Origin of the sequence: Methylobacterium marchantiae (assembly GCF_042679825.1) — a bacterium.
GTDB lineage: Bacteria > Pseudomonadota > Alphaproteobacteria > Rhizobiales > Beijerinckiaceae > Methylobacterium > Methylobacterium marchantiae.
This window is the reverse complement of record NZ_JBHTND010000016.1, coordinates 109,018-122,166: the sequence shown is the minus strand read 5'-3', so window position 1 is coordinate 122,166 and position 13,149 is coordinate 109,018. Positions and strand designations below refer to the sequence as shown.

At 68.9% G+C, this 13,149-nt stretch carries 12 protein-coding genes and 1 pseudogene; 9 read left to right on the top strand and 4 right to left on the bottom strand.

The features are described from left to right. Positions 1 to 101 precede the first annotated feature (101 nt). The 5 genes and pseudogenes from bla to ACFQ4G_RS13315 form a co-directional block, all read left to right on the top strand. Positions 102 to 656, top strand: a pseudogene (bla, locus tag ACFQ4G_RS13335) (class A beta-lactamase); the annotation flags it as partial. Positions 657 to 729: 73 nt separating this feature from the next. Further along, positions 730 to 1,893, top strand: a complete 1,164-nt coding sequence (locus ACFQ4G_RS13330) for a hypothetical protein (protein ID WP_238206244.1) — start codon at positions 730 to 732, stop codon at positions 1,891 to 1,893. A gap of 150 nt (positions 1,894 to 2,043) precedes the next feature. Then, positions 2,044 to 2,772 carry a response regulator gene (locus tag ACFQ4G_RS13325; RefSeq protein WP_238206242.1) on the top strand — a complete coding sequence of 243 codons (729 nt, stop codon included), beginning with the start codon at positions 2,044 to 2,046 and terminating at the stop codon, positions 2,770 to 2,772. Continuing rightward, a complete protein-coding gene (locus tag ACFQ4G_RS13320; protein WP_238206241.1) occupies positions 2,769 to 4,205 on the top strand; it encodes an ATP-binding protein in 1,437 nt (478 codons plus the stop codon). Before ACFQ4G_RS13325 ends, ACFQ4G_RS13320 begins: the two co-directional genes overlap by 4 nt. Positions 4,206 to 4,358: 153 nt before the next feature. Then, entirely contained in the window at positions 4,359 to 4,922 is a 564-nt protein-coding gene (locus ACFQ4G_RS13315; RefSeq protein ID WP_238206239.1) for a hypothetical protein, read from the top strand. A gap of 51 nt (positions 4,923 to 4,973) precedes the next feature. Here ACFQ4G_RS13315 and ACFQ4G_RS13310 read toward each other — a convergent pair whose 3' ends face one another. Continuing rightward, the gene (locus ACFQ4G_RS13310) at positions 4,974 to 5,630 is read right to left on the bottom strand and encodes a glutathione S-transferase family protein (protein ID WP_238206276.1); all 657 of its coding nucleotides are present in this window, start codon (positions 5,628 to 5,630) and stop codon (positions 4,974 to 4,976) included. Positions 5,631 to 5,944: 314 nt separating this feature from the next. On the opposite strand from ACFQ4G_RS13310, the gene ACFQ4G_RS13305 reads away from it, so the two are divergent. Together ACFQ4G_RS13305 and rpsU are read left to right on the top strand one after the other, a co-directional pair. Then, positions 5,945 to 7,159 carry a polyhydroxyalkanoate depolymerase gene (locus tag ACFQ4G_RS13305; RefSeq protein ID WP_238206237.1) on the top strand — a complete coding sequence of 405 codons (1,215 nt, stop codon included), beginning with the start codon at positions 5,945 to 5,947 and terminating at the stop codon, positions 7,157 to 7,159. A gap of 262 nt (positions 7,160 to 7,421) precedes the next feature. After that, the gene (gene rpsU / locus ACFQ4G_RS13300) at positions 7,422 to 7,730 is read left to right on the top strand and encodes a 30S ribosomal protein S21 (RefSeq protein ID WP_238206235.1); all 309 of its coding nucleotides are present in this window, start codon (positions 7,422 to 7,424) and stop codon (positions 7,728 to 7,730) included. A 107-nt stretch (positions 7,731 to 7,837) separates the two neighbouring features. Here rpsU and ACFQ4G_RS13295 read toward each other — a convergent pair whose 3' ends face one another. After that, on the bottom strand, positions 7,838 to 8,263 hold the full coding sequence (locus tag ACFQ4G_RS13295) for a response regulator (protein ID WP_238206233.1): 426 nt from the start codon (positions 8,261 to 8,263) through the stop codon (positions 7,838 to 7,840). 407 nt (positions 8,264 to 8,670) lie between these two features. On the opposite strand from ACFQ4G_RS13295, the gene ACFQ4G_RS13290 reads away from it, so the two are divergent. Both ACFQ4G_RS13290 and ACFQ4G_RS13285 read left to right on the top strand, forming a co-directional pair. Further along, positions 8,671 to 9,462, top strand: coding sequence for a class II glutamine amidotransferase (locus ACFQ4G_RS13290; protein ID WP_238206232.1), 792 nt, complete (start codon positions 8,671 to 8,673; stop codon positions 9,460 to 9,462). An 88-nt stretch (positions 9,463 to 9,550) separates the two neighbouring features. Further along, entirely contained in the window at positions 9,551 to 10,987 is a 1,437-nt protein-coding gene (locus ACFQ4G_RS13285) for an NAD-dependent succinate-semialdehyde dehydrogenase (RefSeq protein WP_238206230.1), read from the top strand. 105 nt (positions 10,988 to 11,092) lie between these two features. On the opposite strand, the gene ACFQ4G_RS13280 is transcribed toward ACFQ4G_RS13285, so the two are convergent. Beyond that, positions 11,093 to 11,320, bottom strand: coding sequence for a hypothetical protein (locus tag ACFQ4G_RS13280; protein WP_238206229.1), 228 nt, complete (start codon positions 11,318 to 11,320; stop codon positions 11,093 to 11,095). Positions 11,321 to 11,516: 196 nt separating this feature from the next. Next, positions 11,517 to 13,022, bottom strand: a complete 1,506-nt coding sequence (locus tag ACFQ4G_RS13275; protein ID WP_238206228.1) for a carbohydrate porin — start codon at positions 13,020 to 13,022, stop codon at positions 11,517 to 11,519. Between the last annotated feature and the right edge of the window lie 127 nt (positions 13,023 to 13,149).

Below are 13,149 nucleotides of genomic sequence, written 5' to 3'. Positions count from 1 at the left end.
GGGCTCACCCCGAACGCGTTTGCAACCCGGTCCCGACAGGACCAGAACCAGAACGGACTCTGGTTATGAGCGGGGGCAAACAGGGGGCAAGGTCAGAGGGCATGACGATCGCGGAGCTCTGCGAGGCGGCCGTCACGCTGAGCGACAACACCGCCGCCAACCTGCTGCTCGGCACGATGGGCGGGTCGGCCGGACTGACGGCCCAGATCCGCGCGTTCGGCGACGCGACGAGCCGCCTCGACCGCACCGAGCCCGACCTGAACGAGGCCATCCCCGGCGATTCCCGCGACACCACCACGCCGCTCGCCATGGCGGAGACGCTGCGGCGGCTCGTGATCGGCGACGCTCTTTCGCCCGCCTCGCGCGCGCTGCTCACCGCCTGGCTCGTCGGCTGCCGGACCGGCGATGCCCGGCTGCGCGCCGGCCTGCCGAAGGAGTGGCGCGTCGGCGACAAGACGGGATCCGGTGAACACGACACCGCCAACGACGTCGCCGTGATCTGGCCTCCGCGCCGGCCGCCCCTCGTCCTGACGGTGTATCTCACCGAGGCGAAGACCTCGCCCGAAGCGCGCAGCGCCACCATCGCCGCAGTGGGCCGGGCCGTCGCCGCCTCCGTGACGGGTCAGGACGCTTCCGCGCGAACCCGGCGCCCGTGAGCGTCCCTTGAGCGAAGTCCTGCCAAGCCCTACCTGCCACGCCCTATCGACGAGGGATGGTTCGGGAAGGCGGATGATGAGCAATGGCGAGGAGCACCGCCTCCCTGTCGCGCCGAGCAAAGCGAAGCGATCCGCGAGAGCCCGGCCCGCCGCCCTCGCCATCGGGCTCGCGGCCTTGAGCCTCGCCCCGCATCCGGCAGGGGCCGGCGAGAGGCCGCGTTACGACGGCTTCCACCAGGGCACCTTCCTCTCCTTCCTCAACGCGCCGCAGGACGGCGCCGAGATGACCCGCCTCAACGCGCCGGAGGACGGCGCCGAGATGACCCACTCGCCGCGCCTCGGCCTGTCCTTCGGCGGCGAGGTGCGGCCGGTGCAGATGGATACCGGCTCCACCGGCATCGTCGTCTCCGCCAGCCGCATCCCCGGCTTCGACTCGCTGCCCTCGCGGCCCGGACGGCTCACCTACAGCAGCTCGGGGCGGATCATGATCGGGCGCTGGGTGACGCTGCCCGTCACCCTGGTCGGCCGCAACGAGGCCAGCGTCACCACCGCGCCGATCCCCGTCCTGGCGGTGACGCGGATCGACTGCACCGACGGCGCGCGCAACTGCACGCCGGCGACGATGCCGGAGCATGTCGCGATGATGGGCGTCGGCTTCGGACGGGAGGGCGATGCGCAGAGCCAGAGCACGCCCGAGACCAACCCCCTCCTCAACCTCGCGCCCGATGGCCGGAGCCCCGCCCGCCGCGGCTACGTGGTCACCCGCGAGGGTGTCCATGTGGGCCTCACCGGCGCCAATACGCGCGGCGACATCCGTTTCGTGAAGCTCGATCCGCATCCCGACATTCCCGGCGAATGGCAGGGCGTCCCCGTCTGCATCACGGTGAACGGGCGGGCCCCCGGCGCCTGCGGTCGCGCCCTCGTCGATACGGGGGTGTCGGTCATGTATCTCACCCTGCCGCGCGAGGCCGTGAGCGGCGCCGTCGCCACCGATGACGACGGACGGAGCCAGCTCCTGCCCGGCACGCGGCTCGGCTTCTCCTTCCCCGGCCAGGGTGCGGAACCGGCGGCGGCCTACGACATTGTCGTGGGCGACACGTCCCCGCTCTCGCCGGACAAGGTGACCCTGAACACCCGGCGCCCGGAGCCCTTCGTGAACACGGGCCTGCGCTTCCTCGACGGCTTCGACGTGCTCTACGACGCCGATGGCGGGTATTTCGGGTTTCGCAGAAAGTAGCTCGGGAGCGGCGGCGTCGGTTTACGCCGCCAACGATTGCCGAACGTGTCTCGGACACAGGTCCGAAACAGACGATTACAATTCAGACCGTCCGCACCCCTTCGATTCCCTCCGCCGAGGCGCCATAAACGGCCACCGGATGGACGAGACATGACGCAGACGAACCCCGCCACCCCCCACATCCTCGTGGTCGAGGACGACCGCGAGATCAGCGCCCTGGTGGCGCGCTACCTGCGTGCCAACGAATGCCGCGTGAGCCTCGCAGGCGACGGCCGCGAGATGGACCGGGCGCTGGCGGATGCGCGGGTCGATCTCATCGTGCTCGACCTGATGCTGCCGGGCGAGGACGGGTTGAGCCTGTGCCGGCGCCTGCGCGCGGGCTCCTCCATCCCGATCCTGATGCTCACCGCCAAGGCCGAGGAGATCGACCGGATCGTCGGCCTCGAGATCGGCGCCGACGATTACCTCGCCAAGCCCTTCAACCCGCGCGAACTCCTCGCCCGCATCCGCGCGATCCTGAGGCGGGGCGCCAGCGCGGAGGCGGCCGGCGACGACGGCGCCCGCCGGCTGCGCTTCCTCGACTGGACCCTCGACGTGTCCCTGCGCCAGCTCCTCAGCCCGGACGACGCCCGCATCACCATCACGGGCGCGGAATTCGACCTGCTGCACGTGCTCTGCCTGCGGCCAGGGCGGGTGCTCTCGCGCGACCAGCTCCTCGACCTGACGCAAGGCCGCGCCGCCGGCCCGTTCGAGCGCAGCATCGACGTCCTCATCAGCCGCATCCGCCAGAAGATCGAGGCCGATCCGCGCAATCCGGAGATCATCCGCACCATCCGCTCGGGCGGCTACCTGTTCACCCCGGCGGTGACCCGCTCATGAGCACGCGCGCGACGGGGCGCTGGCGCCGCTTCCTCGGCTATCCGCCCCGCAGCATCGCCGGGCAGATCGCCATCCTCAGCGTCGCCGCCATCGTCGTCAGCCACGCCGTGGCGACCCTCGCTTTCTTCCTGCTGCGCGAGCCCTGGCGCCCCGACAACCATCCGGGCGTGGCCGCGACCCGCCTCGCCACGATCGTCCGCCTGCTCGACGTCGCCGCGCCGGAGGACCGGGCGCGCCTGCTGCAGGATGCGGCGCGCAGCCTGCCCTCGCTCCGGATCGAACCGGCACCGGCCGAGACGCCGGCCGGGCAGCCGGCCGGCGCCGCACGCACGGAGCGTCCCGACCATCCCATGGTCCAGCGCATGCGCGAGGGGTTCGGCCGCCCCCTCACCATCACCGACCTGTCTCCTCCGGGACGGCCGTCGGGACGAGACGGCATCCGCATCGCCATCGCGACACCGTCGGGCGCGAGCCTGCGCGCCACCCTGCCGGACGACGACCGGTCGCCCTTCGGCCCCGGCCCGATCATCTTCACCTTCGTCCTCCTGGGGATCACGCTGTCGCTCATGTCGATCTGGGCGACACGGGCCCTGACCGCGCCGCTGGCGCAGCTCGCCGAGGCCGCAGATGCCTTCGGCACCGGCATGAACCTCGTGGCCCTGCCGCAGAACGGGCCGAAGGAGGTGATGGCGGTCTCCCGCGCCCTCGACACCATGCGCGGGCGCGTCCGCCGCCTGATCGACGACCGGACCCAGATGCTGGCGGCGATCAGCCACGACCTGCGGACCCCGATCACCCGCCTGCGCCTGCGGGCCGAATTCATCGAGGACGAGCACGCCCGCACCATGACGTTGCGCGACCTCGACCAGATGAACGGGCTGGTGGAAGCCGCCCTGTCCTTCGTCCGGGACGGCCAGGCCGGCGGCACGCAGAGCCTCATGGACCTCGCCTCGGTGGTCCAGACCGTGTGCGACGGCTTCGTCGACATCGGCGCCGACGTGCGGGTCGAGCAGTCGCGCCACGTGCTGGTCCGCGGTCGCGCGGACGACCTCCAGCGGGCCATCGTCAACCTCGTCGACAATGCGGTGAAGTATGGCGGTAGCGCGCGCCTGACGATGCACCCGTCCGAGCAGGGCGTGGCGCTGGAAGTGTCGGACGACGGCCCCGGCATCCCCGAGGCGGAGCGCGATGCCATGGTGCAGCCCTTCGTGCGCGGCGACCGGGCCCGGAACCTCAACGAGGCCAGCGGCTTCGGCCTCGGACTCTCGATCGTGCTGGCGATCGTCGAGGGGCATGGCGGCCGGCTGACCCTGTCGAACAAGCTGCCCCGAGGCCTCGTCGCCCGCATCGACCTGCCGCTCGCCATCGCGCAGGCAGCGCAGCAACGCTCGGCCGCCTCGGCCCAACGTCGGGCCGAAGCACCGGCGACCTGACGATTTTTACATCGGAATGTTTCGGTCGGCGGGCCGGAAACATCGCGAAACTCTTGTGCCGATTGCCGGAAAGCTCCGATTAACCCTGAAGGCCGCCCTCTGGACGCCCGTCGACGGCCCCTCGCGACGGCATTCGATCGAGGCGACCGCGCCATGACGTCCGTCGGCAATACCCAGACCTCCGCCCTGTTCCAGACCCAGCGTCCACCGCCGCCCAAGGGCAATCCCGTCGCGCAGGCCATCGCCGGCGACGTCTCCACCGGCAGCATCAGCGCCGCCGACGGCGCCGCCCTCTCCAGCGCCCTCGATTCGATCGATTCGAGCCTGAAGAGCGGCAGTTCCGGTTCGACCGGCGGCACGAGCACCCGCCTCGACCCGTCGCAGATCCAGGACAAGATCAGCGGCCTCATCGACGATCAGGTGTCGAGCGGCAGCCTCACCAGCGATCAGGCCGAGACGCTGAAGTCGCTGTTCGAGGCCAACGCCCCCGGCAAGGGCGGGCCTGGCGGCCCTCCGCCCGGCCCGCCTCCGTCGGGCGACGACGGCACGAGCACGTCCTCGTCGTCGACGGATTCGTCGACCAGCGTCAGCGACCTGCTCGACGGTTTCATGAAGTCGCTGCAGGCCTCGCAGACCAGCGCCTCGGGCTACGCCGCCTCCGGGACCAGGGCATCGAGCGCCGGCGCCGGCGCCCTGCTGTTCGACTTCAACACCTGACGACCCTCACCGGGCGGGCAAAACGCCGACGCGTGTGGAGATTCGGCGCCTTCAGAACTCCATGTCCAGTTCCTCGATCTCGTCGGGCTCGGCTGCCGCCGCCTCGGCCCATTCCACCATGAGCGGCCAGGCGAGGATGGTGTCGCGATAGGCGGCGACCTTGCGCGGGAGCCAGACATCGTAGGTCTGGAACCGGGTGCAGACCGGCGCGAACATGGCGTCGGCGAGGCTCGGACGCGGGCCGAACAGGAACGGACCGTCGTAGCGGGACAGGCAATCCTCGACGATCGTGATGACCCGCTCGATATCGCCCTTGGCCCCGTTGAAGATCTTGAAATCCGTATGGCGGGCCTTGAGGTTCATCGGCAGCGCCGAGCGCAGGTTGATGAAGCCGCCATGCATCTCCCCCGAGATCGAACGGCAGCGCGCCCGGGCGACCGGGTCCTTCGGCAGGAAGCCCGCATCCGGATAGGTCTCGTTGAGATATTGCGCGATCGCCAGGGTGTCCCAGACCTCGATCTCGCCATGGACGAGGCGCGGCACGAGGAACGACGGCGACAGGTGAAGCAGTTCGGCCCGCGTGGATTCGTCGTCGCCGGTCAAGACTTCGGTCTCGAAATCGAGTCCCGCCATGCGGCAGACCAACCAACCTCTCAGAGACCAGGACGAATAGTTCCGGCTCGAAATCGTGAGCGTGGCGACTGGCATGTCCATCCCCTGTCTTCTTTATCCACGAACGCTCTTGGAATTTCGGCCCGAGGAACGTCCGGAGGCATCCAAGTCTCGTGCCGCGCGCCACTGTCATCGCGCGATCGGGGAAAAACCTTTCCTGTCACGCCGATGGAACAGTGATGCATTCTCACAACATTTAATCCAGATCGTACTTTGCGCCGATTGCGTTGCCCGCGAGCGTGGCCCAGCCTAGCGGGCTGCAGACGGTCGTTCGGGGGCGATCCCGGATGGCCGTGCGCATCAAGGCGAATGGTTCGCTATCCGATCGTTCGCGCAGGAGTTCGAGCTTCATGCTCTACGATGCCTTCGAAGTGCAGTCCGACCTCGCCGAGCGCACCCGCTCCTGGGGCAAGCTCGTCCACGACGCCGTGTCCCCCTGGGTCGGTTCCGGGAACGCGGCGCCGATGAACTGGTGGTCGGCCGGGGCCCGGATGATGATGCGTGCGGGCCTGACCTTCGCGCGTCCTCCCTTCGGCATCGACAGCATCCAGGTCGGCAACCGCGAGGTCCCGGTCATCGAGGAGGCGACGTTCTCGACACCGTTCGGCACGCTCCTGCGGTTCCGGAAGGACATCGATACCGAGCAGCCGAAGGTGCTCGTCGTGGCACCGCTCTCGGGCCATTTCGCCACCCTGCTCCGCGGCACGGTGCGCACCCTGCTCGCCGACCACGACGTCTACATCACCGACTGGCACAATGCGCGCGACGTGCCGCTCGCCGACGGGCCGTTCGGATTCGACGATTACGTCGACCATCTGGTGACGTTCCTCGGCGTGATGGGCGAGGGTTCGCACGTCGTGGCCGTCTGCCAGCCGGCGGTCCAGGCGCTCGCGGCCGCCGCCGTCATGGCGCAATCGAAGGACATCGCCCATCCGCGCAGCATGACGCTGATGGCCGGGCCGGTGGATTGCCGCATCAGCCCGACCTCGGTGAACAAGCTCGCCACCTCGAAGCCGATCGCGTGGTTCGAGAAGAACCTCATCGCCACCGTGCCGAAGCGTCATGCGGGAGCGGGCCGGAAGGTCTATCCGGGCTTCATGCAGGTCTCGGCCTTCGTCTCGATGAACGCCAAGCGCCACCAGCAGAGCCATGCCGACCTGTTCTGGCACTTCGCCAACGGCGAGACCGACAAGGCCAACCAGATCGAGACCTTCTACGACGAGTATTTCGCCGTCCTCGACCTCGCGGCCGAGTTCTACATCGAGACGGTCCGGACGGTGTTCCAGGACTACACCCTGGCCAAGAACGAGCTGACCTATCGCGGCAACCCCATCGACATGCGCTCCATCCGGCGGACCGCGCTGATGACCGTGGAGGGCGAGCGCGACGACATCTGCGCCGTGGGCCAGACCATGGCGGCGCACGACCTCTGTACCGGCCTCGCCCCGCATATGAAGAGCCACCACCTCCAGGCGGGCGTCGGCCATTACGGCGTCTTCACCGGCCGCAAGTGGGAGGGCCAGACCTACCCGCTCGTGCGCAACTTCATCCAATCGCACGCGTGAGGATGCCGGCCGGCATCGGCCAATGCGTGAAGATGCGCGTCGGCATCAGGATTTAGCCGGCAGCGGTTGGAACTCGTGTCCGCTTGGTGTATGAGCCTGCCCCAAGTGAGTTTTCAGCGTCGATTCGAGACCGTCAGATACAGGTCCCTCCCTGGAGCGATCCAGGGTATGGGGCTATTGGCGGTTCGCCCTCGTCGGACAGACGGGGGTTTTCGGAGAGGGCGCCGTCCGACAAACATACGTCTCTAGAGGATCAATTCCGTTGCAGGTACTCGTTCGCGACAACAACGTCGACCAGGCACTCCGCGTTCTGAAGAAGAAGATGCAGCGTGAGGGCATCTTCCGCGAGATGAAGCAGCGCAAGGCCTACGAGAAGCCCTCCGTGCGCAAGGCACGCGAGAAGGCCGAGGCCGTGCGCCGCGCTCGCAAGCAGGCGCGCAAGACCGCCATCCGCGAGGGCCTGATCGCCGCTCCGAAGCCGAAGCCCCGTTTCGGCGCCGGTGCGCCGCGTCGTCCGGGCGGTTCGCCGTTCGCGCCGAGCGCGGCTCCCTCGGTCAACACCGCTTCGTAAGCCGAGCCCGTCCCGTCACGTCGGCGGTCGGTCTCGCACCGATCGTCTCCGGACCGACCCGCTCCGACACAACGCCCGGCCGCCATGCGGCGCGGGCGTTGTGTCGTTCAGGCGACGCCGACGGCCGCCGATGCGTGACCCGCCTCGACCAGCACGTCGAGCGCCCGCCACGGCTTCTGCATGTAGACCGCCTGTTCGGGCAGGCGCCCGGTGCTGCGCTCGTCGTAGCCCGAGGTCAGGACCATCCGCACGTCGGGCCACCGCCGCTCCACCGTCCGCGCCAGCGCGATCCCGTCCATGGGACCGCCGAGGCGCACATCGGCGAAGAGCAGCGCGACGTTCATGCCCCTGCGCTCCAGGACACCGATCGCCGCCTCGGCGCTGTCGCAGGCGATGACGTCGAGATCCGTCTCCTCGAGGATGGCGGTGGCGAGGTTGCGGATCGCCGCATCGTCTTCGACCACGAGGGCGACGGGGCCGTCGATCTGCGCCGCCGTCGCGGTGTCTGATGCCGTCTGGATGTCACGATTCATGAGGTCTCCTTCCAAGGTATGACGGCGGCAGGATGCCTGCCGTGCGAGGGATTTGGGCCCGGAACGATGATTCGTCCCGGTCGAGGCTGCTCCGCCCTGGCGGCATCGGCAAGAGTCCTTGCCGCGACGACCGCCATGCACCGCCCGCAGCGAGATCGAGGGAACCGCCGCAATATGGGCCATGTGGGCCGCTACAGGACGAGCGGCGGTCGGGATGCCCGAGATTCAGCGCATCTGCGTATCGCCTGCGCAGAAGCACAACGTTCAGGCATGCTGCGCTGCATTAACGAACTGTTCACCGCAAAAGAACGAATGTTACAGTTCGACGACCGTGATGCAGGAACATGGAACGGATCCTGTCTCCCGGCTCGGGGACAGGTGCCGGAACAGGGAGTTGTCGCTCAGTCATGTGCCGCTTTCTCGCCTATAGCGGTGATCCGGTCTTCCTGACCGATCTCGTCTGCGCGCCGACGCACTCGCTGGTGCACCAGTCGCTGCATGCGACGGAGGCGAAGACCGAGACCAACGGCGACGGCTTCGGCATCGGCTGGTACGGCGAGCGCCCGGATCCCGGCCAGTATCGCGATGTCTGCCCGGCCTGGTCCGACGAGAACCTCGTCAATCTCTGCCAGCAGGTCCGTGCGCGGATGTTCTTCGCCCATGTCCGCGCCTCCACCGGCACGGCGACGACGCGGGCGAATTGCCATCCCTTCGCCCATGGCCGCCACCTGTTCATGCATAACGGCCAGATCGGCGGCTACCACCGCATCAAGCGGCGGATCGAGGCGCTGATCCCGGACGCGTTCTACGAGGCGCGCCGCGGCACCACCGATTCCGAGGCGATCTTCCTCCTGGCGCTGGCCAACGGCCTCGCCGAGGATCCGATCGGCGCCATGGCCGAGACCCTCTCCACCGTGCGCGACCTGATGCAGGCCGCCGGCATCACCGAGGCCCTGCGCTTCACCGCCGTTGTCACCGATGGCGAGACCCTGACCGCCTATCGCTGGGCCTGCGACGGCCGGCCGCCGAGCCTCTATTACCGCCAGACCGAGACCGGCCTCGTGGTGGTCTCCGAGCCCATCGACGATTGCAAGGACGGCTGGATCGTGATCCCCCGCGGCGGCACCCTGCAGGCCACCCGCGGCGGCACGGTGACGGTGAAGGGTGCCGACGAGGCACGGGTCCGCATCGCAGCCTGAGGCGCGAGGCCGGGGTTGCGGCTTCGAGGGTTGCGGCGCGCCCGCGAAGGGCGGACAACGCGGGCTCCTTCGTGAGCGTGAGCCGCCGATGACCTATCCGGACGTGACCCTCCACATCGCCGGGGCCTGGACGCCCGGCTCCGATGCGCGGACGATCCCCGTCCTCAACCCCGCCACCGGTGACGCGATCGGCCATGTGGCGGTGGTGACGCGGGACGATCTCGACCGCGCCCTCGACGCCGCCCGGCGCGGCTTTTCCGAATGGCGCAAGGTCTCGGCCTTCGACCGCGCCAAGGTCATGCGCCGGGCCGCCGATCACCTGCGCGCACGCGTCGAGGACATCGCCCGGACGATGACCCTGGAACAGGGCAAGCCGCTGGCCGAGGCCAGGGTGGAAACGCTGGCCGCCGCCGACGTCATCGACTGGTTCGCCGAGGAAGGGAAACGCGCCTATGGCCGCGTCATCCCCGCCCGCCTGCCCGGCGTGACACAGATGGTCCTCCGCGAGCCGGTGGGGCCCGTCGCCGCCTTCACGCCCTGGAACTTCCCGATCAACCAGGCCGTCCGCAAGCTCTCGGCGGCGCTCTGCACCGGCTGCTCGGTGATCCTGAAGGGGCCGGAGGACACGCCCGCGAGCTGCGCCGCACTGGTCCGCGCCTTCCTCGATGCCGGGGTGCCGGGCGACGTCCTGTCCCTGGTCTTCGGCGATCCGGCCGAGATCTCGTCCTATCTCATCCCGCATCCGGTCATCGCCAAGATCTCGTTCACCGGCTCGACGGTGGTGGGCAAGGAACTCGCGGCGCTGGCCGGGCGCCACATGAAGCGCGTGACCATGGAGCTCGGCGGCCACGCCCCGGCGCTGGTCTTCGCCGATGCCGATGTCGAGAAGGCCGTCTCGGTCCTCGGCGCCAACAAGTTCCGCAATGCCGGGCAGGTCTGCGTCGCGCCGACCCGCTTCCTCGTGCACGATTCGGTCTATGACCGCTTCGTCGACGGGTTCGTGGCGCATGCGCAGGGCATCCAGGTCGGCGACGGGCTCGATCCCGCAACGACGATGGGGCCGCTGATCCATGCCCGCCGGCGCGAGGCGATGGAATCCCTCGTGGCCGATGCCCTGGCGCAGGGCGCCGAGCTGCGCACCGGCGGCAAGCGCATCGGCAATCGCGGCAACTTCTTCGAACCGACCGTGCTCACGCAGACCCCGCTCTCGGCGCGGATCATGAACGAGGAGCCGTTCGGCCCCGTGGCCCTGGTCCAGCGCTTCTCCGACGACGAGGCCGCCTTCGCCGAGGCGAACCGCCTGCCCTACGGTCTCGCCGCCTACGCCTATACGCGCTCGGCCTCGCGGGCGACGGAGATCGCGGCCCGCGTCGAGAGCGGCATGCTCGGCATCAACCACCACGGCCTCGCCTTCCCCGAGACCCCCTTCGGCGGCGTCAAGGATTCCGGCTACGGCAGCGAGGGCGGTTCGGAAGCGATCGAGGCCTATCTGACGACGAAATTCGTCAGCCAGGCGAGCGCCTGAGCCGCCCAGGGTCCCGCATAGTCGACAAAAAATACGCTCCATGGGGCGAGCCCCATGGAGCGTTGATGCACGCCCGTGCTTCGGCCCCTTTCAAGGGAGCAGCCTTTAGCGGGTCGCGGGGTCGAGGATCTCGGCGACGATGCGCCGGGTCGCGGGAGCACGCGGGGTCAGGGACGGCGTGGTGGTCAGCTCGGAGGCCGGACGCACGGCGGCCGTGGCGCGGGCCTGCTCACGATAGAGCGTCGGGGTGACGGTGATGCGCTCGTCGGCGATCGCGGTACCGACCAGGGTGGCGGAAGCGAGAGCGGCTAGGACAAGGGTACGAACGGTCATGATGGTGATCCCTCTGATGTTTCGGGGCCGATGCCCCGTTTCATGAGAGGGATATATTTTGCGGCGCACCATCAATCAAACAGATGATATCGATAGTCGATATCGATAGAATCAATGTCGAAGAATGGCGGACGTTCGCGGAAAGCAGATCTGCCCGAGCGCTAACCGGCCCCGAGCGGGAGCGCCGTGAGCGATCTCAATACCGCACCGTCGCCCGCAGCCCGAACACGGCGGCGTTCTTGATCCGGGCGCCGTCGGGATCGCGCGGGTTCGCCACCCCGCCGCTCGGGCGGAAGACGTACTGGAAGTCGGGCTGCACCGTGACGCCGGGGCCGAGCACGGCCTGGTAGGTCGCCTCGATCACCGCCTCGCTGCTGCGGCGGGGTCCGGTCGCGCCGCCGAGCAGGATCGCATCGGTGTCGAGCCCGCGGGCGCTGTCCGAGATGCGGGCCAGGGCGAAGGCGATGCCGATCGTATCGTCCGACCGTCCCTTGAAGAGCCCCTTATAGGCGATGCCCGCATCGGCGTAGAAATCGACGATGTTGCGGTCGGAGGGCGATCCGGACAGGCGCACGAACACGCTGGCGCCGTCGTTCGGGTCGTCCGGCTCGCGGTAGATGGTCTGGTCGATGATGCCGTAGAGTCCGCTATCGCCGCGGAACCGCCGGGCAATGCCGGTGGTGGACGGGTCGGCGAGAGAGCGCCCGGCATTGTCGAAGCGCTGGCTGTCGAACCGGCCGAAATGGTGCCAGCCGCCCAGCGTCACCGTGCCGGGATCGCCGATATCGCCCTGCGCGATGTTGTAGGCATAGGCCGCCTCGGCGATGACCAGGGCCGGATCGCCGGTGCGGAAATTCGTGCCGGTGCGGTTGCGGCGCTGGGGGTCGAGATCGCTCGGGCTGGGCCCGGCCGGATCGCCGTCGAAGAGGCCGACCTGCAGCGAGAAGTTCTGGTTCGGGACGTATTTCGCGCGGATCGCCGGCACCGCCAGCGGGTAGATCGGGCCGCCGCTCGGCAGCACCTCGGCCATGATGTTGGGCCAGCCGAAGGTGGAATTGATGAACAGCGTGCCGGTCTGGCTCACGGCGAACTCGGTATCGGCGGCGATCTGCCCGACCTTCAGCCCGAACTGGCCGTCGAAGAGCTTCTGCTCGATCCAGAGTTCGTAGAGCCGCGAGGACGGCAGCGCCTCGATGGCGCTCACCGTGATGAAGTTGTTGACGTAGTAGCGCGACAGGCCGGTGCCGTGGATGAGGTAGAGGTTGGTGTGGAACGCCGCTCCCTGCCAGCCCATCAGTGTCTCGAGATCGGCATCGAACTGGACGTCGAGGCGCCCCTCGTAGATCGCGCCGCGCCGCGCGCCGCCCGTCGCATTGCCGAAGCTCTCGCCGATATAGGTGAGGCTGTACTCGATGCCCCTGGCCTTCAGGAACGAGCGCAGGCCGTAGGGATCGCCGTAGGGCCCGAGCTGATCCTGGATCGAGGTGTTGAGGTTGGCCGAGGGCTTGGCCGAGGTCACCGACTGGGCCACCGATGTCTGCGGATCGCCGCCGGCGCCGCGGGGCGAGCCGATGTCGAGGCCTTCCAGCGCCAGGCGCGCACGCCGCGCCGCGTCCTCCGCCGCGCTCTGGGCATGGGCGCCCGAAGCGGCGAGGCCCCCTATCAGAGCGGCGGTCGCGAGACGAAACGGGCAGCGCATCATCCCTCGGAAAAAGCGTGTTCCGGGGCGAGCTTTCCCCTCCGCGACCCCTATCACGACGAGCATGACAGGGCTGCAACCGGGCCGGGGGGAGCAGGGCGACGGGCCGCTTTCCCGGCCCGGTGTGTCG